The following is an 18,471-nucleotide window of genomic DNA, read 5'->3' on the forward strand; positions in this document are numbered from 1 at the left end:
CCCCGAGTCCTTGACCGCACCCCCGCGACGCGATCGCCCGGATACCCGGGGCCTCTCGTGGCCCTGCCCGCTCAGTGCGCCGTGCGCCTGATGTCCAGACGCTCCTTCTCGGAGAGTCCGCCCCAGACGCCGAAGCGCTCGTCATGCGCGAGTGCGTAGTCCAGGCAGGCGGAGCGCATCTCGCACATGCCGCAGATGCGCTTGGCCTCCCGCACCGAACTGCCGGGTTCGGGAAAGAAGAACTCCGCCCCGGTCTGTGCGCACAGCGCTTCCCGCTGCCAGGTGAGGTCGGGTGTGGGAATCGTGTCGGTGTACATGGCGAGGATCGTGCCCGGCGGCGCAAAACGTTCGATCAACGCGGGATATACGCGCGCCCCGGCCGGGCCCGGACCCGGACCCTCCGAAGGCCCGGACGTCACGACGCACCGGCACACCGACGCACCCATGTCAGGGGCCCGCCGCCCGATGATGGTCCGGGCGACCGCCACGGCGCACGGCGGCGCGCCCGGCGCCTGCGCCTGCGCCTGCGCCTGCGCCTGCGCCGAAACAGGGGGTGCGTCCGTGCGTCCGCCCGCGCCCCGGGCCGCGCTCCGGCAGCGATTGTCAGTGGTCGGTGCCAGACTCGGCAGTGCACAGGACGAGACCCCTGCGAGGAGGGCGATCATGCTCACCACCCGTTTCGTCGACGGCGCTCCGAACTGGATCGACGTCGGCACGTCCGACATCGACGGCGCCACCGCGTTCTACGGCGCCCTCTTCGGCTGGGACTTCCGGTCGGCGGGACCCGACGCCGGCGGCTACGGCTTCTTCCAGCTCGACGGGAAGACCGTGGCGGGCGGCATGCAGACCACGCCCGAACAGGGCCCGCCGTCATGGACGGTGTACTTCGCGACCACGGACGCCCAGGCCACGGCCAAGGCCGCCGAACAGGCGCACGGCAGCGTGTCCCTCCCTCCGATGGACGTGATGGGCGAGGGCACCATGGCGATCCTCGCCGACCAGGCGGGGGTCCCGTTCGGCCTCTGGCAGCCGGGCCGCACCAAGGGCGTGGACGTGGCGAACGAGCCGGGCTCGCTGTGCTGGGTCGAGCTCTACACGCCGGACATCGCCGCGGCGGCCGCCTTCTACCACGCGACGCTGGGCCTGGAGACGTACGCGGTCCCCTTCCCCGGCGGCACGTACACCTGCGTCAATCCGGCCGGCACCGATGAGGACGCGATGTTCGGCGGCATCGTCCCGCTGTCCGACGACCCCGCCGGGGCCGACACCCACGCTCACTGGCTGCCCTACTTCGAGGCCGCGGACGTGGACGCGACTGTCGCCGGAGCCGAGGCATCGGGCGGCAGTGTGCAGATGCCCGCGACGGACGTCGAGGGTGTCGGCCGCATCGCCCGGCTCGCCGACCCCTACGGCGCCCGTTTCGCCGTGATCAAGAGCGCGCCCCGGGGGCAGTGAGCCGGTTCCGGTCCCGGGGCAGGCGGGCGGGCGAGGGCTACGCCGACGCCCGGCGCACCAGCGTCGTGGGCAGCACGACAGTGCCGCCCGGTCCCTCGTCGGTGCTGCGCCGTTCCAGGCGGCGCAGCAGGAGCCGGGCCATGATCCGGCCCATCTCCTCGATGTCCTGACGAACCGTCGTCAGCGGCGGGTCGGTCTGCTCGGCGACGGGCAGCATGTCGTCGAAGCCCACCACGGCGACGTCCTCGGGCACGCGCCGCCCCCGTTCGCGCAACACCCGCAGGACACCGGAGGCGGTGAGGTCGTTCGCGGCGAACACCGCGTCGACGTCGGGGCAGCGGTCCAGGAGTTCCCGCATGGCTCGCTCGCCGCCGCCGGGAGTGAAATCGCTCTCGACGAAGAGGAGCGGCCCGGTGTCGCCCACCACCTGCCGGTATCCGTCGAGCCGGTCCGCCGCGGAGGTCTGGTCGAGGGGCCCGCTGATGTGGGCGATACGGGTGCGGCCGAGGCCGGCCAGGAGGCGCACGGCATCGCGGGCGCCGCCGCGGTTGTCGCTGTCGACGTAGACGACGTCCCGCGTGCCGTCGCTCCAGCCGGGACGCCCGCCGAACACGGTCGGCACGCCGACGTCCTGGATCAGGCCGGGCAGCGGGTCGTCGAGGTGCAGCGAGAAGACGAGCGCCCCGTCGACATGACCGCCGGCGAGGTAGCGGGCGACGCGGGCGTGGTCGTCGCGGCCCTCGGTGAGCAGCAGCACCAACTGGTTGTCGTGAGCCGTCAGTTCCTTGCTGATGCCGCGCAGTTGAAGAGCGAAGAAGGGGTCGGCGAAGACCCGGGTCTCCGGTTCGGCGATGATGACGGCGACCGCGTCGTGCCGCCTGGTGACGAGGCTGCGCGCGGCCTGATTGGGCACGTATCCGAGCTCGTCCACGGCCTGCCGCACCCGTTCGACCAGCGGCTCCCGTACGCCGTCGCCGCCGTTGACGACCCGCGACACGGTCGCCCGGGAGACCCCGGCCCGGGCTGCCACGGCCTCCAGAGTGGGACGCGGCGCTGTCTCGCTCACTTCGGGGCTCCTCCTGGCCGTCGTGCGGATCAGGATAGCTCCGCACGACGGCCGGGGTGAGAGCGCTCTCGCCGTCGGCCGAGAGGCCACCCCTGTCGGTACTCGTGGGACCCGGGCGACTCGTACGACTCGTGCGTCCTCGTGGGCTCGGCGGCTTCGGGGCTCGGCGACTTCGGGGCTCCAGTGACTCTCGGAGCTCGTCCGGGTTCCCGGCTCGGCGACCCGTCCGTCACGCGGCAGGCGGTCTCCCCCTCTCGTCCCGGGCCCTCCGCATCGAGGAGTCCTGAGGGAGCCCGTTCCTAGGACGCCCCGGGGCCGCCCGGGGCGTCCTCGTGCCGTGCCCGGCTCGGCTGCACCCGCTTGGGCTCCCCGGGCATCTTCGGGTACTCCGGCGGATACGGCAGATCTCCCAGACCGTGCTCGTGCTCGTCGCGCCGGGCGAGCTCGAGAAGGGCGTCGAGGGAGAAGGCGTGGTCGTCCATGTCGGCGTGCACGTCTCCGAGTTCGGCGAACCGGACCGGCATGGTCGCGATGTCGAACTCACGAGGTTGGGCCTCGCCGACCTCCTCCCAGCGCAGCGGCGCCGAGACGGGGGCGTGCGGGCGGGGACGCACGGAGTAGGCGGAGGCGATGGTGCGGTCGCGAGCGGTCTGGTTGTAGTCGACGAAGATGCGCTCGCCGCGCTCCTCCTTCCACCACTTGATCGTCACCTGCTCCGGCATCCGCCGCTCCATCTCCCGGCCGACGGCGATGGCGGCGCGCCGGACCTGGGTGAAGGTCCAGCGGGGCTCGATCGGCACGAAGACGTGCAGCCCGCGGCCCCCGGACGTCTTCGGCCAGCCCCGCAGGCCGCCGAACTCGTCGAGGACGGCGCGCAGTTCGTGCGCGGCGCGGACCGCGTCGTCGAAGTCGGTGCCCGGCTGCGGGTCGAGGTCGATGCGCAGTTCGTCGGGGCGGTCGACGTCGGTGCGGCGCACCGGCCAGGGATGGAAGGTGAGGGTCCCGTACTGGGCGGCCCACAGCACGGCCGCCTCCTCCGTCGGGCACATCTCGTCGGCGCTGCGTCCGCTGGGGAAGGTGATGTGCGCGGTCGGGATCCAGTCGGGCATGTTCTTCGGCGCCCGCTTCTGGAAGAAGGACTCGCCGTTCACCCCGTCGGGGTAGCGCTCCAGGGTGGTGGGGCGGTCGCGCAGTGCGCGCAGGATGCCCGGGGCGACCGCCTGGTAATAGCGGGCGAGGTCCAGCTTGGTGAAGCCGCGCTCCGGGAAGAAGACCTTGTCGGGGCTGGACAGCCGTACCGTCCGGCCGGCCACTTCCAGTTCCACTGCATCACCCATGCGAGCCACGGTAGACATACCGCCGACACCTCGCATCACCACCCGTCACCACGCATACCGGGCGATCCCTGTGAACCTCGCGCAGAATCGGAGCATGGATCTGCCGGTGATGCCGCCCGTGAAGCCGATGCTCGCCAAGTCGGTGGCGGCCATCCCGCCGGGCATGCAGTACGAGGCGAAGTGGGACGGCTTCCGGGCGATCGTGTTTCGCGACGGGGACGAGATCGAGCTGGGCAGCCGCACCGGAAAACCGCTGACCAGGTATTTCCCCGAGCTGGTGGAGGCGCTGCGGGAGCGGGTGCCGATGCGGTGCGTGCTGGACGGGGAGATCGTGATCGCCCGGGAGGGGCGGCTCGACTTCGACGCCCTCACCGAGCGCATCCATCCGGCGGCCTCCCGGGTGCGCACGCTCGCCGAGCGGACGCCGGCCTCGTTCGTGGCCTTCGACCTCCTGGCGCTGACCGACACGTCACTGCTCGACGTGCCGCTGACCGACCGGCGCGAGCTGCTGACACGTGCCCTGACCGGGGTGAGGGCGCCCGTGCACCTGGCGCCGGCGACGACGGACGTCGAGGTGGCCCGGCAGTGGTTCGAGGAGTACGAGGGCGCGGGCCTCGACGGCGTGATCGCCAAGCCGCTCGCCCTGCGCTACCTCCAGGACGAGCGGGCCATGTTCAAGGTGAAGCACGAACGCACCGCCGACGTCGTCGTCGCCGGGTACCGCTTCCACAAGAGCGGGCCGGTGGTGGGCTCGTTGCTGCTGGGCCTGTACGACGACGGGGGCGTGCTGCAGCATGTCGGCGTGTCCGCCGCGTTCACGATGAAGCGGCGGGCGGAGCTGGTCGAGGAGCTGGAGCCGCTGCGCCTGGCGGACGCGTCCGGACACCCGTGGGCGGCCTGGTCGCAGGAGGCCGCCCATGAGACGGCCCGGCTGCCGGGCGCGCCGAGCCGTTGGTCGGGCAAGAAGGACCTGTCCTGGGTGCCGCTGCGGCCCGAGCGCGTCGCCGAGGTGGCGTACGACCACATGGAGAACGGGGCGCGGTTTCGGCACACGGCCCGGTTCCGCCGCTGGCGGCCGGACCGGACCGCGCTCAGCTGCACGTACGCTCAGTTGGAGGAGCCGGTCCGCTACGACCTGGCGGAGATCCTGGGTGCGCCGCCCGCGGGCTGAGCCCTACGCGCCAGCCGAACCTCGAAATTCCCGCCGAACCGCCGGCCGAACCGCAGACCGGACTCCCGCCGACGGGCCCGCGAGCCGAAGCGGCGGACCCACAGGCTCCGGGGCCGGAAGACCGTCCGGCCCACGAGCCCACGAGCCGCCGGGTTCGGGGAGCCGGGCAGCGGTCCGGTGGCTCAGGGGGTCATCAGGACCTTGACCGCGCCGTCCTGCTTGCGCTGGAACATCTCGTACGCGTGCGGGGCGTCCGAGAGCGGCACGCGGTGGGTGGCGAAATCGTCGACGCCGAGGGGGTCCTCGTCGGTGAGGTACGGCAGGATCTCGTCGCTCCAGCGGCGCACGTTGGCCTGTCCCATGCGGATCTGGATCTGCTTGTCGAACATCGTGAGCATCGGCATCGGGTCGGCCATGCCGCCGTAGACGCCGACCAGCGAGAGGGTGCCGCCGCGGCGCACCAGTTCGATGGCGGTGTGCAGGGCGGCGAGGCGGTCGACGCTGAACCGTTCCGCGAGGGGGCCGCTGATTTTGCGCGGCAGCAGGGCGGAGGCGTTCTGGATCATGCGGGCGGCGGCGCTGCCGTGCGCCTCGGTGCCGACGGCGTCGATCACGGCGTCCGGGCCGCGGCCGTCGGTCTCGTCACGGATGGCGTCGACGAGCTCCTTCTCGCTGTCGAAGCTGCGCAGGTCGAACGCCTCCACGCCTCGCGCGCGGGCCCGGCGCAGCCGGTCGCCCACGAGGTCCACGCCGAACACCCGGCCCGCGCCGCGCACCTGAGCGACCCGGCACGCCATGTCGCCGATGGGGCCGAGGCCGAGCACGGCCACGCTGCCGCCCTCGGGGATGTCCGCGTAGGCGACCGCCTGCCAGGCGGTGGGAAGGACGTCGGAGAGGTAGACGAACCGGTCGTCGGGCGGGCCCTCGGGCACCTTGATGGGGCCGAACTGGGCCTGGGGCACCCGCAGATACTCGGCCTGCGCCCCGGGCACGGCGCCGTACAGGCGGGTGTAGCCGAACAGGGCGGCGCCCATGCCCTCGCCGGTGACCTGGGTGGTCTCGCACTGGGTGGGCAGCCCGTTCAGGCACATCCAGCAGCCGCCGCAGGCGATCTGGAACGGCACCACCACCCGGTCGCCGGCCCGCAGGTCGGGCACCGCGGCGCCGACCTCCTCGACGATGCCCATCGGCTCGTGGCCGAGGATGTCGCCGGGGGTCATGAACGGGGTGAGCACCTCGTAGAGGTGCAGGTCCGAGCCGCACAGTCCACTGGACGTGATGCGGATGACGGCGTCCGTCGGTTCCTGGATCGTGGGATCCGGCACGGTGTCCACCCGCACGTCGCGCTTGCCCTGCCAGGTCACTGCCTTCATCGTGCCGCGCTCCTTCCGCCGTCCGGGCGCTCCCCCGGCAGGTCCGGGGGCCCGGATCGTGGCTGCGCCCCGGGTACCCGAGCGCCCCGCCCCGAACCGCCGGGCCGCCGACCGGGGCCGTCGACGGACTCCGAGGCCCTCGACGCCCGCCGAGGCCACCGATGGCCACCGATGGCGACTTTCGAACGGGCGAGCGCACAATCGAGTCACGGAACGGGGGTGCCCATGACGGACACGAGTCGCTCGACACGCGGGGCGCGTACAGGGCGCACCCGGCGTCCGCCCACCGCGGCGACAGCGGCGGCCGCGGTGGCCGCCGCCCTGGCGGTCTCGCTCGCGGCCGCGGGCTGCACCTCGTCGGGCGGGTCCTCCCCGCCCGACGACGGCCGCAGCGCGTCGCACAGCCCCAGCCCGACCGGCACCGGCGCCGCCGTCGGTCCGGTGCTCGCCGTGAAGATCGACAACGCGCCGGACGCCCGTCCGCAGACGGGCCTCGACTCGGCGGACGTCGTGTACGCCGAGCAGGTCGAGGGCGGGCTGAGCCGGCTGATGGCGGTGTACGCGAGCAGGCTGCCGAAGGCCGTGGGGCCGGTGCGCAGCGCCCGGGAGTCCGATCTGGAGCTGCTGCGGCAGTTCGAGCGGCCGGTGCTGGCGTACTCCGGGGCGCAGAGCAAACTGCTCCCGCTGATCGACCGGGCCCCGCTGGACGCCGTGACGCCCGGGAAGAAGTCCGACGCCTACTTCCGGGGCGGGGAGCGGCCCGCGCCGCACAACCTGTATCTGCGCCCGAGCCGTCTGCTGCCCGCCGCGCCGGGCAAGGGCGCGCTGACCACGGGCTTCCGTTTCGGCCCCGCGCCCTCCGGGGGCAGGGCCGAGACCTCGCGGACCGTGCGGTACCCGGCGGCCGGATTCACCTTCGCCTGGTCCGCGAGCCGGGCCCGCTGGCTGGTCTCGACGGACGGCAGGCCCACCGTGGCGACCGACGGGCAGCGGCTGGCCCCGGCCACGGTGGTCGTGCAGTACGTGCGGGTGCGCGCTTCGAGGTTCCACGACTTCCTCGGCAACAACACGCCGTACACCCAGACGGTGGGCTCGGGGAAGGCGGAGGTGCTGCGCGGCGGGCGTGCCTACGACGTGAACTGGAAGCGGGCGAAGGCCGAGGACGGCACGGAGTTCACCGCAGCCGACGGCCGGCCGGTCGCGTTCGCCGAGGGGCAGGTGTGGGTGGTGTTCGCGAAGGCGCCGTGAGCGGGTCCGCCGTTGCGCAGGGCCACGCCGCGCGCGGGTCCGCCGTCGGGACGGGTGACGCCGTGAACGGCTTCGCCGTCGCGGCGGCGGGTTCCGGCCGGGCGGGCGTCGAGTCCCGTGGGCCGGATCCGCGGTCGGCTCCGGCCGACCATCCGCGGTCAGCCCTGGCCTACCAGGGGTTCGGCAGGGTTGCGCAGTCCCTCGGCCGCGTCCGCGACGCGCTGGATCAGTTCGAGGAACAGGGTCTGTTCCTCGGCCGACAGCGGGGACAGGAAGACCTGGTTCATCCGGGCCGTGCGCACGGTCAGCCTGCGGTGGGTGCGCAGCCCGTCCTCGGTGAGCCTCAGCAGGAAACGGCGCCCGTCCTGCGGGTCGCGGACCTTGTCGAGCAGAGCCCGGCGGGTGAGCCGGCTGATCACCTCGGCGACGGTGGAGCGGTCGAGGCCGACCCGCTCCCCCACCGTGCGCTGGTCGAGGCCAGGCTCGGCGACGAGCGCGTTGAGGACCGCGAACTGGGGCGAGGTGATCTCCTCGGAGACCATCGTGTTCCACAGCAGGTAGTGCGCCTGCTGCAGCCGCCGGGCCAGGTGCCCGGGGTGGCTGGTGAGGTCCACCGCGGCCATGTGCGCTCCTCCGCTGGGAATTGGTCGGTGCACTGAACAATACCGCTTGAGGTCGAGCGCGTCTCACCTTCCGGCGATGCATGCCAGCGCTCCGGCCTGGGGTCTTGACTGGTCCGGTGTCCGGTGGCAGCGTGTGGCAGGTCCCGGAGAGATACTCAGTGCCCTGATTATCTGGGTCCTCTCTTCATCAGTGTCCCCAGCACGTGCACTGGGGCAGGGACGCACACAAGAGAGGGGGCTTCACGGATGGACAAGGTGGTCGCCACAGCCCTGGAGGCGGTGGCCGACGTGCCGGACGGCGCGTCGCTGGCAGTGGGCGGTTTCGGCCTGAGCGGCGTGCCCGGCGTCCTCATCGGGGCCCTGTACGAGCGGGGCGTCACCGGGCTCTCGGTCGTCTCCAACAACTGCGGCGCGATGGAGTCGGGCCTCGCGGTCCTGCTGGCCGCCGGGCGGATCGCCCGCGTGACCGGCTCCTACATCGGCGCGAACAAGGAGTTCGCCCGTCAGTACCTGGCCGGGGAGCTGGAGGTCGAGCTGATCCCGCAGGGCACGCTGGCCGAACGGCTGCGGTCCGGCGGCGCCGGCATCCCCGCCTTCTACACGCCCGCCGGGGTGGGCACACAGGTCGCCGAGGGCGGACTGCCGTGGCGCTACGACGGCGCGGGCGGCGTCGCGCTGGCCTCGCCGCCGAAGGAGGTCAGAGAGTTCGACGGGGTGGAGTACGTGCTGGAGCACGGCATCCGCACCGACTTCGCGCTGGTCCGGGCCGCCCGGGGCGACCGCCACGGCAACCTGGTCTTCAACAAGTCCGCCCGCAACTTCAACCCGCTCGCCGCGATGGCCGGCCGCGTCACGATCGCGGAGGTCGAGCAGCTCGTGGAGCCCGGTGAGATCGACCCGGACGCGGTGCACGTGCCGGGCGTCTTCGTGCAGCGCGTGGTCGCCCTCACCCCCGAACAGGCCGCCGACAAGAAGATCGAACAGCGGACGGTGAGCAGCTGATGGCCTGGACACGCGAACAGATGGCCGCCCGCGCCGCGCGCGAGCTGAGGGACGGCCAGTACGTCAACCTCGGGATCGGCCTGCCGACGCTCATCCCCAACCACCTCCCCGCGGACGTCGAGGTGGTACTGGAGAGCGAGAACGGCATCCTCGGCACCGGCCCCTACCCCGCCGAGGACGCGGTCGACCCGGACCTGATCAACGCGGGCAAGGAGACGGTGACGGTACTGCCGGGCGCGTCCTTCTTCGACTCGGCGCTGTCCTTCGGCATGATCCGCGGCGGCCACATCGACGTCGCCGTGCTCGGCGCGATGCAGGTCTCCGAACACGGCGACCTGGCGAACTGGGCCGTCCCGGGCAAGATGGTCACCGGCATCGGCGGCGCGATGGACCTGGTGCACGGGGCCCGCACGGTCATCGTCGTCATGACCCACACCGCCAAGGACGGCAGCCCCAAGATCCTGGCCGACTGCGCGCTGCCGCTGACCGGCAGGCGCTGCGTCGACCGGATCATCACCGACCTCGGCGTCCTGGACGTCACGGAGGAGGGACTGGCGCTGGTGGAGACCGCGCCGGGGGTCACCGTCGAGGAGATCGTGGCGAAGACCGCGGCGAAGGTCCGCACCGCCGCGGAGACGGAGGTCCCGTCATGAGCGCCGGCCTCAGGACCGTCTACGTCGTCGACGCCGTCCGCACCCCGATCGGCCGTTACGACGGCGCCCTTGCCTCGGTGCGCCCGGACGACCTCGCCGCCCACGCCATCCGTGAACTCCTCGCACGCACCCCCGCGTTGGACCCCGCACGGGTCGAGGACGTCTACTTCGGCAACGCCAACGGCGCCGGTGAGGAGAACCGCAACGTCGGGCGCATGGGCGCGCTCCTGGCGGGCCTGCCCACCTCGGTGCCGGGCGTCACCGTCAACCGGCTGTGCGCCTCCGGCCTGGAGGCCGTGATCCAGGCGGCCCGCGCGATCGCGGTGGGGGACGCCTCCGTCGCCGTCGCGGGCGGCGTGGAGTCGATGACCCGCGCGCCGTACGTGCTGCCGAAGTCGGACCGGGCCTTCCCCGCCGGACACGCCGAGCTGTACTCGACGACCCTGGGCTGGCGGATGGTCAACCCGCGGATGGCCCCGCAGTGGACGATCCCGCTCGGCGAGTCCGCCGAACTGATCGCCGACAAGCACGCGATCGGCCGCGAACAGCAGGACCAGTACGCCCTCGCCAGCCACCGCAAGGCCGCCGCGGCCCGGGCGGCGGGCCTGTTCGACGCCGAACTCGCGCCGGTGTCCGTCCCGCGCCGCAAGGGCGACCCGCTCGTGTTCGACGCCGACGAATGCATACGGCCGGACGCCTCGCTGGAGGCCATGGGCAGGCTGAAGCCGTCGTTCCGCGTCCAGGACGGCACGGTGACGGCGGGCAACGCGTCGCCGCTGAACGACGGGGCCGCGGCCCTGCTGCTGGTGGACGAGGAGGGACTCCGGGCGACCGGTCGCGAGCCGCTCGCCCGGGTGTCCGCGACCGGGGTGTCCGCGATCGACCCGCAGTACTTCGGGCTCGCCCCCGTCGAGGCCGTCCACCGCGCACTCGCCAAGGCCGGCCGCGGCTTCGACGACCTGTCGGTGCTCGAACTCAACGAGGCGTTCGCCGCGCAGGTGCTGGGCTGCGTCGCCGAGTGGCCCGAGTTCGACCCGGCGGTCCTCAACCCGCAGGGCGGCGCGATCGCCCTCGGCCACCCGCTCGGCGCCTCGGGCGCCCGTCTCGCCGGCACCGTCGCCCACCAGCTCGCCCGCCGGGGCGGCGGCGTCGGGGTCGCCACCCTGTGCATCGGCGTGGGCCAGGGCCTCGCCCTCGTCCTCGAACGCTAGGAACCCCGGGAACTCCCATGACTCTCACGCAAGCCGACATCGACCGAGAGATCGCGGCCGAGCATGCCGCCTACGAGAAGCGGCTCGCCGACGGCGCCCCCGTCGAGCACCAGCCGCGCCGCGACTACGCGCCGTACCGCTCGTCCGTCCTGCGTCATCCGAAGCAGCCACCGGTCGCCATCGACGTCAGCAGGGATCCGGAGCTGGTGGAGCTGGCCTCCCCCGCCTTCGGCGAGCGGGACGTCACCGAGATCGACAACGACCTCACCCGGCAGCACCACGGCGAGCCGATCGGCGAACGGATCACCGTCTCCGGCCGGGTGCTGGACCGCGACGGGCGTCCGGTGCGCGGTCAGCTGGTCGAGATCTGGCAGGCCAACTCGGCCGGCCGGTACGCCCACCGGCGCGAGCAGCACGACGCGCCGCTGGACCCGAACTTCACGGGCGTGGGCCGCACCCTGACGGACGACAGCGGCTTCTACCGCTTCACCACCGTCCAGCCGGGCCCCTACCCGTGGCGACAGCACCTCAACGCCTGGCGGCCGGCCCACATCCACTTCTCGCTGTTCGGCACGGCCTTCACCCAACGCCTCGTCACACAGATGTACTTCCCGAGCGACCCGCTCTTCCCCTACGACCCGATCATCCAGTCGGTGACGGACGACGCGGCCCGGCAGCGACTGGTCGCCACCTACGACCACAGCCTGTCGGTGCCCGAGTTCTCGATGGGCTACCACTGGGACATCGTGCTCGACGGGCCGCGCGCCACCTGGATCGAAGAAGGACGCTGAGCCGCCATGACGAAGATCGACCCGAGCCGTCCGCAGACCGTGCTCCCCACCCCGTCGCACACCGTCGGCCCCTTCTACGGCCATGCCCTGCCGTTCCCCGGCGGCGGCGACATCGCCCCGCTCGGCCATCCGGACGCCATCACCCTGCACGGATACGTGTACGACGGCGAGGGCTCCCCGCTGCCGGACGCGTTCCTGGAGCTGTGGGGCGCGGATCCCGACGGGGAGCTGTCGCGGGTCGACGGCTCGATGCGACGCGACCCTGCGTCCGGCGGGTTCCTGGGCCGCAACGGCGTGGAGTTCACCGGCTGGGGCCGCGTCCAGACGGACGCCGACGGGCACTGGTCCGCACGGACCCTGCGGCCCGGCGCGCGCGGACGGAGCGCGCCCTATGTGAGCGTCTGCGTGTTCGCGCGCGGGCTGCTGGTCCACCTGTTCACCCGGATCTACCTGCCCGGCGACGAGGCGGCGCTCGCCGCCGACCCACTGCTGCGGCGGGTGGACCCGGCGCGGCGCGACACGCTGATCGCGACGCGCGACCGCTCGGGGACCTACCGTTTCGACATCCGTCTTCAGGGCGAAGGCGAGACGGTCTTCCTGGAGTTCCAGTGACAGCTGCTCAGCCCGGATCCGGTCTGCTCGCACCGGGATGGACCGAGTCCCCCGCCGCCCGTAGCACCGGGGACGACGCCTACCTGCGGGCTCTGCTGGACGCGGAGGCCGCGCTGACCCGCGCCCTGGAGGCGCTGGGCGCGGCCCCGGAGGGGGCCGGGGCGGCGGTCACCGCGGCCGCCCGCGGCGACTTCGACGTGCGCTCCCTCGCCGAGCGCGCCCGCGGCGGCGGAAACCCGGTGATCCCGCTGGTCGCCGATCTCACCGAGGCGACCGGCGCCGAGTACGGGCCGTACGTGCACCGGGGCGCCACCAGCCAGGACATCATGGACACGGCGACGATGCTGGTCGCGGCGCGGACCCTCGAGCCGGTGCTGGCCGACCTCGACCGCACCCAGGGGGCGCTGGCCCGGCTCGCCGCCGCGCACCGGGACACGGCGATGCCCGGACGGACCCTCACCCAGCACGCCGTGCCGACCACCTTCGGGCTGAAGGCCGCGGGGTGGCGTTCCCTGGTGCTGGACGCCCGCGACCGGATCACGGCCGTACGGGACTCGCTGCCCGCGCAGCTCGGCGGCGCGGCCGGGACGGCGGCCGCCTTCACGGCGTACGGCGCCCGGGACACGCCCGCGCTCACGGCCGCGTACGCCCGTGAACTGGGCCTGGTCGCACCGGTGTTGCCGTGGCACACGCTGCGCACCCCCGTCGCCGACCTCGCCGCCTGTCTGGCGTTCACGGCGGGCGCGCTGGGCAAGATCGCGACGGACGTCCTCGTCCTGGCCCGGACCGAGATCGCCGAGGTGGGCGAGGGCGGCGGGGGCGGCTCCTCGGCCATGCCGCACAAAGCGAACCCGGTGCGCTCGACGCTGATCGCGGCGGCCGCGCGGCGTGCCCCGCAGCTCGCGGCCACGCTGTACGGCTCGCTGGTCGCGGAGGACGAGCGCCCGGCCGGGGCGTGGCACGCCGAGTGGGAGCCGCTCAGGGATCTGCTGCGACTGGTCGGCGGGGCCGCCCGGGACGCGGCGGAGCTGGCCGCGGGGCTGCGGGTGGACCCGGAACGGATGCGCTCCGACCTCGCTCTCACCCACGGGCTGATCGTCTCCGAGCGGCTGTCGGCGGAGCTGTCGGGTCTGCTCGGCCGTGGCCGCGCCCGGGCCCTCCTCACCGAGCTGGCCCGGCGGTCCTATGCGGAGAACCGTCCGCTCGTCGAACTCCTCGCCCAGGAAACCGACTTGGAGGACGTCGACCTCGACGAACTCACCGACCCCGCCCGCTACACCGGCTCCGCGGGCGCCCTCACCGACCGTGCGCTGGAGCGACGTTGACCGAGAAGCTGCTCAACCACCGTGCCGAGGGCCCGACTTCCGCTCCCCCGCTGCTGCTCGGCCCCTCGCTGGGCGCCTCGTACGCCCTGTGGGACAAGGTCGCGCCCGAACTGTCCCTCACCCATCGGGTGATCCGCTGGGACCTGCCCGGACACGGCGGTTCGGCCGCCGACCTGATCGGTCCCGGCGCCACCGTCGGCGATCTGGCCGGCCTGGTGCTGGCCCTGGCCGACTCACTGGGCCTGGAGAGGTTCGCCTACGCGGGCGTGTCCCTGGGCGGCGCGGTGGGGCTGTATCTCGCGCTGCACCACCGCGAGCGGATGTCGTCGCTGGCGGTGATCTGCTCCTCCGCCCACTTCAACGGGCCGGGCCCGTGGCAGGAACGGGCCGCTCTGGTCCGCCGCGAGGGGCTGGCGGAGCTCGCCCGGAACGCGAACGCCCGTTGGTTCACGCCCGGGTTCACCGCGCCGGAGCTGATCGCCGACCATCGTGCCGCCGACCCCGAGGCGTACGCCGCGTGCTGTGACGCGCTCGCCGCGTTCGATCTGCGCGATCGGCTTCCGGAGATCTCCGTGCGGACGCTGCTGATCGCCGGCCGGCAGGATCCGGCGACGCCGCCTTCGCATCTGCGGGAGATCGCGGACGGTGTGCCGGACGCCACGCTGGTCGAGCTCGCGGGCGCCTCGCATCTCGCCCCCGCCGAGTGCCCCGAAGCCGTGCTGACCGTGCTGCGGGCCCATCTCGACGGCGGGGCCAAGCGGGGCATGGAGGTCCGGCGCGAGGTCCTCGGGGACGCGCACGTGGACCGGGCCCAGGCCCGGCAGACCGCGTTCACCGCGCGCTATCAGGACTTCATCTCCCGCTACGCCTGGGGCGAGATCTGGACCGACCCGACCCTCAGCCGCCGCGAACGCAGCATGATCACGCTCACGGCACTGGTGGCGCACGGCCACTACGAGGAACTGGCCATGCATGTGCGGGCGGCCCGGCGCAACGGGCTGACCCCGGACGAGATCGGCGCCGTCCTCCTCCAGACGGCCGTCTACTGCGGAGTCCCGGCCGCGAACTCGGCGTTCGCCACGGCCCAACGGGTACTGGCCGAGGAAGCCGCCCCGCACGCCCCGGAACCCGAGCAGCACGACACCGACTGAGCCGGTGCTCTCGCGCTACCGCCGGGTCTGGCCGGGCACCAGGCCCACCTGGGGTGCGCCGAGGCTCTGCAGGGCCTGCTGCGCCTTGTCGGTCAGAGCGTCCGCGCCGCACGAGCGCGCCAGCGTCAGGCCCCGGCTGAGCTCGGAGACCGAGCGCGAGAGGATGCCGTACTCGACGCGGGCGGCCGCGTGTTCGTACTGGCAGGGCGAGGACTCCAGATAGGTGACCGCCTGCTGGGCGAGGCGGACCGCGCGCTGGCCGGTCTCCAGGGCGGCGGCGCAGCGCAGGGCCTCGCCGATCGCGGTGTCGGTGCCGAAGCGCTCGGCCTGGCGGCGCGCCTCGGTGGCGAGCCGGGCCGCGCGGGCCGGGTCCTCGACGGCCAGGGCGCGGGCGAGGTCGACGGCYCAGGGGACCATCACCGGGTTGAGGTGGCCGCGCGCGGCGGCCGCCTTCTCGGCCTGCTCCAGTTCGTTGACGCCGTCCTTGACGCGGCCGACGGCGAGCAGCAGCCGGCCGCGCACCGAGCGGGGGTCGGGCAGCACGATCGTCGACGGGTAGGGCGGGGCGAAGCCGTACTGCTCGGCGACCTCCCAGGCCTCGCCGACATGGCCCCGGACGAGCAACGTGTCGACCAGGTTGCAGATCGCCGACCAGTACAGGGGCAGGCCCCGGCCGACGCGTTCGGCGAGTCGCAGGGACTCCCGGAGCGACTCCTCCGCCTCCTTCAGACGGCCCCGGCGGCGCAGCCCCAGTCCCAGGTAGGCGTGGGCCAGGGCGAGGTGGCCGCCGCTCCAGCCGGCGGAGACGTAGGCGCGCAGGGCTTCGTTGAAGAGGGCGTCGGCGCGGTCGAGCCGGTCGGTGTAGGCGTAGGAGCTGGCCAGCATCATCAGCAGTTCGATGCCCCACTCCTGGTCGGTCCAGCCGAGCCCGGGGGCGAGGCGGCCGTTGACCAGGGCGCGGTCGCAGAACTCGACGACCTCCTCGGCGTTCTCGCCGTGGGTCATCGCGTCGAAGCCGCGCAGGATGAGCAGGGCGCGCTCGGCGTTGTCCCGGCCGGTGCAGGTCGCGGCGAGCGTGGCGAGCTTCTCCGAGCCGTGCGGCGAGGTCGGTTCGCCCGCGTTCACGCCCTCCCACATGAACTGCACGGCCTGCAGCCGCATCCGCGCGGGCCCCGGCGCGAGCCTGGCGGCCTCCGCCTCGACCGTGCGGACGGCCTCCTCCATCTGGTCGTTGTGCAGCAGCGCCTGGGAGAGGCGGTAGACGGCGTCGACGCGCTCGTCCCCGTCGAGGCCCTGCAGGGACAGGGCCGTGCGCAGGTGCTCGATGGTCTTGGCGGGCGCGGTGAGCAGGGTGGCGCAGCCCAGTTCGTAGAGCACGCGCGCGTGGGCGTCGGGGACCGGCGGTTCCCGCAGGGCCCGTTCCAGGCAGCGGCGGGCCGCGTCGGGAGCGCCGACGGCCAGGTGTTCGCGGGCGGCTTCGCGCAGTTGCTCGACGAGTTCCTCGTCGCCCTCCGCGTGCACCTGGAGCAGATGCCGGGAGGCGGCCGCGAGCCCCTTGCCGGCGTCGGTGACGACCTGGGCGGCGATGCCGTGCATCGCGGTGCGCAGACCGCCGGGGATAGAGTCGTACACGGCGGTGGCGATGAGCGGGTGGACGAACTCCAGGTCGCCGTCGTCCGCCGGGACGGCTCCGGGGTCGGGCTCGGTGAGGATGCGGGCGTTGCGCAGCAGTTCGGCGCAGCGCACCGCTTCGTCGCGGCCGAGGCCGGCGAGCCGGGCGGCCTGGGCGACGGAGATGTCGGCGCCGAGGATCGCGGCAGCCATGGCGAACTTGGTGGCGTCGACGCCGAGTTTCTCCAGGCGGTCGACGAGTCCGCCGCCCCGGGCCGCGCGGTTGAGGGGGCGCAGCTCGGTCGCCGAGGACTCGCTGGGCGCCAGTTCGCTGTCGCGGACCTTGGCGAGGAGTTCGACGGTCTCGTACGGGTTGCCGTCGGTGACCGCCCACACCTCGCGGCAGAACGCGGCGTCGGCGTGCGGGCCGAGGGTGGCGCGGGTGAGGCCGGCGACCGCGGCCGGGGTCAGGGCGCTGAGGCTGGTGACGGCGCGGCCCGCGGCCTCGCCGACGGCGTCGAGGTGACGGGCTGCGTCGCCCCTGACCTCGCCGGGCCTGCGGGCCACGACGACCAGGACGGACAGATCGTCGAGTCGTTCGACGAACGCGGCGAGCCAGCGCAGGCTCTCCTGGTCGACCCAGTGCGCGTCGTCGATCAGCAGGACGAGCGGGTAGTCCCGGCGGGCCAGCCTGGTCACGGCGGCGACGAGGCCGTCGCACACGCCCTGCGGGTCGGCATTGCCCTCGCCGGGCTCCGCGATGCCGAGGGCGGGGCCGGCGATGTCGTACCAGTCGCCGAGGTACTCGCGGGCCTCCTCGGGATGCAGCGACAGCAGCGCGGGCTGCATCAACTGCCGTACGACGTTGAAGGGGACGGACCGCAGCGTCTCGCCGCCGCGGGCCGACCACACCGCGCAGCCGCGGGCCTCGGCGATGCGACGTGTCTCGGCCAGCAACGCGGTTTTGCCGAATCCGGCCTCGCCCCGGAGCACCAGAAGGTGGCCCGAGGAGGACCGGTCGGCGCAGAGCCTCTCCACCGCCTGCGCGATGGCGGCGACTTCCTCGTCGCGCTCCCACAGGGGAGCCGAGGCGGCCGTCGTCGGCCTGACCTCCGTCATCCCGCTACCTCCCCAAGTCGCCCGAACGACGTACAGACGTCGAGCGTAGCCCTCCGCGGGTCCTCGTGGAGGGTGGTCCGCGCAGGTCCCGCTCGACGGGTGACGGGCGGCGGCCCGGGACGCACCGGCGGGCCTGCACGAGAGGCTCCGTGGCGTCAACAGTGAGTGACACGCACCGAATTGACGTCGAAATCACGCCAACCCGGCAAGGTGACGCGCCGAGCGGACGCGGACGCGGCGGCGGCCCTCTCATCCGGCTTTCACCGATGCCTCTTACGGTGGGGGCATGACGCAGGTGACTCCTCCCGGGTGGTACCCCGACCCGGGGCAGACGAATGACGGTCCAGCCACCGAACGCTGGTGGGACGGCAAGGCGTGGACGGACCAGACCCGCCCCGCGGGCTCGGCCGCCGCATGGGGTCCGCCGGCGCAGACCCCGGCCGACGGCGCGGATCCGGTATATCCGACCCAACCGCCCCACCCGAGCCAGCCCGGATACGCCGGATACCCCGGATATCCGGGGCAGCCGGGGTATCCCGGTCATCCCGGATACCCGGGGCAGCCCGTGACACCGCCGGGCCCGGGCGGCCGGCGCGGACTGCGCACGGGCATAGCCGTGGCCGCGGCCGTCGCGGTCCTGGCCAGCATCGGGGTGGGCGTGTACGCGCTGGCCCGGGACGACGGCTCGGGCGGCGGCGGCACGGCCCAGGGGCCCGGCGGCCG

General features: G+C 73.4%; 17 protein-coding genes. 11 read left to right on the forward strand and 6 right to left on the reverse strand.

From position 1 onward, the window contains the following. Window positions 1-71: 71 nt before the first annotated feature. Complete coding sequence (locus BG482_RS31315) at window positions 72-317, reverse strand: WhiB family transcriptional regulator (RefSeq protein ID WP_069772561.1); 246 nt, start codon at window positions 315-317, stop codon at window positions 72-74. Between the two features lie 346 nt (window positions 318-663). Between BG482_RS31315 and BG482_RS31320 the strand changes: the two genes are divergently transcribed. After that, window positions 664-1,455, forward strand: coding sequence for a VOC family protein (locus BG482_RS31320; protein WP_069772562.1), 792 nt, complete (start codon window positions 664-666; stop codon window positions 1,453-1,455). A 37-nt stretch (window positions 1,456-1,492) separates the two neighbouring features. On the opposite strand, the gene BG482_RS31325 is transcribed toward BG482_RS31320, so the two are convergent. Together BG482_RS31325 and ligD are read right to left on the reverse strand one after the other, a co-directional pair. Then, window positions 1,493-2,521: a LacI family DNA-binding transcriptional regulator gene (locus tag BG482_RS31325; protein ID WP_069772563.1), complete on the reverse strand. Its 1,029-nt coding sequence runs from the start codon at window positions 2,519-2,521 to the stop codon at window positions 1,493-1,495. A 299-nt stretch (window positions 2,522-2,820) separates the two neighbouring features. Next, the gene (gene ligD, locus BG482_RS31330; protein WP_069772564.1) at window positions 2,821-3,858 is read right to left on the reverse strand and encodes a non-homologous end-joining DNA ligase; all 1,038 of its coding nucleotides are present in this window, start codon (window positions 3,856-3,858) and stop codon (window positions 2,821-2,823) included. A gap of 94 nt (window positions 3,859-3,952) precedes the next feature. On the opposite strand from ligD, the gene BG482_RS31335 reads away from it, so the two are divergent. After that, window positions 3,953-5,029, forward strand: coding sequence for an ATP-dependent DNA ligase (locus tag BG482_RS31335; protein WP_069772565.1), 1,077 nt, complete (start codon window positions 3,953-3,955; stop codon window positions 5,027-5,029). Window positions 5,030-5,211: 182 nt separating this feature from the next. On the opposite strand, the gene BG482_RS31340 is transcribed toward BG482_RS31335, so the two are convergent. Then, entirely contained in the window at window positions 5,212-6,402 is a 1,191-nt protein-coding gene (locus BG482_RS31340) for a zinc-dependent alcohol dehydrogenase (protein ID WP_069772566.1), read from the reverse strand. 225 nt (window positions 6,403-6,627) lie between these two features. On the opposite strand from BG482_RS31340, the gene BG482_RS31345 reads away from it, so the two are divergent. Beyond that, a complete protein-coding gene (locus BG482_RS31345; protein WP_079142388.1) occupies window positions 6,628-7,650 on the forward strand; it encodes a DUF3048 domain-containing protein in 1,023 nt (340 codons plus the stop codon). A gap of 158 nt (window positions 7,651-7,808) precedes the next feature. Here BG482_RS31345 and BG482_RS31350 read toward each other — a convergent pair whose 3' ends face one another. Next, the gene (locus tag BG482_RS31350; RefSeq protein WP_069772568.1) at window positions 7,809-8,273 is read right to left on the reverse strand and encodes a MarR family winged helix-turn-helix transcriptional regulator; all 465 of its coding nucleotides are present in this window, start codon (window positions 8,271-8,273) and stop codon (window positions 7,809-7,811) included. A gap of 246 nt (window positions 8,274-8,519) precedes the next feature. On the opposite strand from BG482_RS31350, the gene BG482_RS31355 reads away from it, so the two are divergent. From BG482_RS31355 to pcaD, 7 genes are read left to right on the forward strand one after another with little or no spacing between them, the layout of a single operon-like run. Beyond that, a complete protein-coding gene (locus tag BG482_RS31355) occupies window positions 8,520-9,275 on the forward strand; it encodes a CoA transferase subunit A (RefSeq protein WP_069772569.1) in 756 nt (251 codons plus the stop codon). Then, entirely contained in the window at window positions 9,275-9,928 is a 654-nt protein-coding gene (locus BG482_RS31360; RefSeq protein WP_069772570.1) for a CoA transferase subunit B, read from the forward strand. Before BG482_RS31355 ends, BG482_RS31360 begins: the two co-directional genes overlap by 1 nt. Beyond that, a complete protein-coding gene (locus tag BG482_RS31365) occupies window positions 9,925-11,139 on the forward strand; it encodes an acetyl-CoA C-acyltransferase (RefSeq protein WP_069772571.1) in 1,215 nt (404 codons plus the stop codon). The genes BG482_RS31360 and BG482_RS31365 overlap by 4 nt, the downstream gene beginning before the upstream one ends. A 17-nt stretch (window positions 11,140-11,156) precedes the next feature. Beyond that, window positions 11,157-11,930: a protocatechuate 3,4-dioxygenase subunit beta gene (gene pcaH, locus BG482_RS31370; RefSeq protein WP_069772572.1), complete on the forward strand. Its 774-nt coding sequence runs from the start codon at window positions 11,157-11,159 to the stop codon at window positions 11,928-11,930. Window positions 11,931-11,936: 6 nt separating this feature from the next. After that, window positions 11,937-12,542, forward strand: a complete 606-nt coding sequence (pcaG, locus tag BG482_RS31375) for a protocatechuate 3,4-dioxygenase subunit alpha (protein WP_069772573.1) — start codon at window positions 11,937-11,939, stop codon at window positions 12,540-12,542. Continuing rightward, window positions 12,539-13,867: a 3-carboxy-cis,cis-muconate cycloisomerase gene (gene pcaB / locus BG482_RS31380; RefSeq protein WP_069772574.1), complete on the forward strand. Its 1,329-nt coding sequence runs from the start codon at window positions 12,539-12,541 to the stop codon at window positions 13,865-13,867. The genes pcaG and pcaB overlap by 4 nt, the downstream gene beginning before the upstream one ends. Beyond that, the gene (gene pcaD, locus BG482_RS31385; RefSeq protein ID WP_069772575.1) at window positions 13,864-15,018 is read left to right on the forward strand and encodes a 3-oxoadipate enol-lactonase; all 1,155 of its coding nucleotides are present in this window, start codon (window positions 13,864-13,866) and stop codon (window positions 15,016-15,018) included. Before pcaB ends, pcaD begins: the two co-directional genes overlap by 4 nt. Window positions 15,019-15,033: 15 nt before the next feature. On the opposite strand, the gene BG482_RS31390 is transcribed toward pcaD, so the two are convergent. Continuing rightward, on the reverse strand, window positions 15,034-17,748 hold the full coding sequence (locus BG482_RS31390) for an AAA family ATPase (protein ID WP_069772576.1): 2,715 nt from the start codon (window positions 17,746-17,748) through the stop codon (window positions 15,034-15,036). A gap of 286 nt (window positions 17,749-18,034) precedes the next feature. On the opposite strand from BG482_RS31390, the gene BG482_RS41695 reads away from it, so the two are divergent. Continuing rightward, window positions 18,035-18,471 (forward strand): DUF2510 domain-containing protein (locus BG482_RS41695; RefSeq protein WP_141746679.1); only part of this gene is annotated, 437 nt, incomplete at its 3' end.

The sequence above is a fragment of the Streptomyces sp. LUP30 genome, assembly GCF_001746365.1.
GTDB lineage: Bacteria > Actinomycetota > Actinomycetes > Streptomycetales > Streptomycetaceae > Streptomyces.

Excerpts from the sequence above, each read along its gene's own strand:
- BG482_RS31315 (WP_069772561.1), bottom strand. The coding sequence starts at position 317 with ATGTACACCGACACGATTCCCACACCCGACCTCACCTGGCAGCGGGAA.
- BG482_RS31320 (WP_069772562.1), top strand. The coding sequence starts at position 664 with ATGCTCACCACCCGTTTCGTCGACGGCGCTCCGAACTGGATCGACGTC.
- ligD (WP_069772564.1), bottom strand. The coding sequence starts at position 3,858 with ATGGGTGATGCAGTGGAACTGGAAGTGGCCGGCCGGACGGTACGGCTG.
- BG482_RS31335 (WP_069772565.1), top strand. The coding sequence starts at position 3,953 with ATGGATCTGCCGGTGATGCCGCCCGTGAAGCCGATGCTCGCCAAGTCG.
- BG482_RS31340 (WP_069772566.1), bottom strand. The coding sequence starts at position 6,402 with ATGAAGGCAGTGACCTGGCAGGGCAAGCGCGACGTGCGGGTGGACACC.
- BG482_RS31345 (WP_079142388.1), top strand. The coding sequence starts at position 6,628 with ATGACGGACACGAGTCGCTCGACACGCGGGGCGCGTACAGGGCGCACC.
- BG482_RS31350 (WP_069772568.1), bottom strand. The coding sequence starts at position 8,273 with ATGGCCGCGGTGGACCTCACCAGCCACCCCGGGCACCTGGCCCGGCGG.
- BG482_RS31355 (WP_069772569.1), top strand. The coding sequence starts at position 8,520 with ATGGACAAGGTGGTCGCCACAGCCCTGGAGGCGGTGGCCGACGTGCCG.
- BG482_RS31360 (WP_069772570.1), top strand. The coding sequence starts at position 9,275 with ATGGCCTGGACACGCGAACAGATGGCCGCCCGCGCCGCGCGCGAGCTG.
- BG482_RS31365 (WP_069772571.1), top strand. The coding sequence starts at position 9,925 with ATGAGCGCCGGCCTCAGGACCGTCTACGTCGTCGACGCCGTCCGCACC.
- pcaH (WP_069772572.1), top strand. The coding sequence starts at position 11,157 with ATGACTCTCACGCAAGCCGACATCGACCGAGAGATCGCGGCCGAGCAT.
- pcaG (WP_069772573.1), top strand. The coding sequence starts at position 11,937 with ATGACGAAGATCGACCCGAGCCGTCCGCAGACCGTGCTCCCCACCCCG.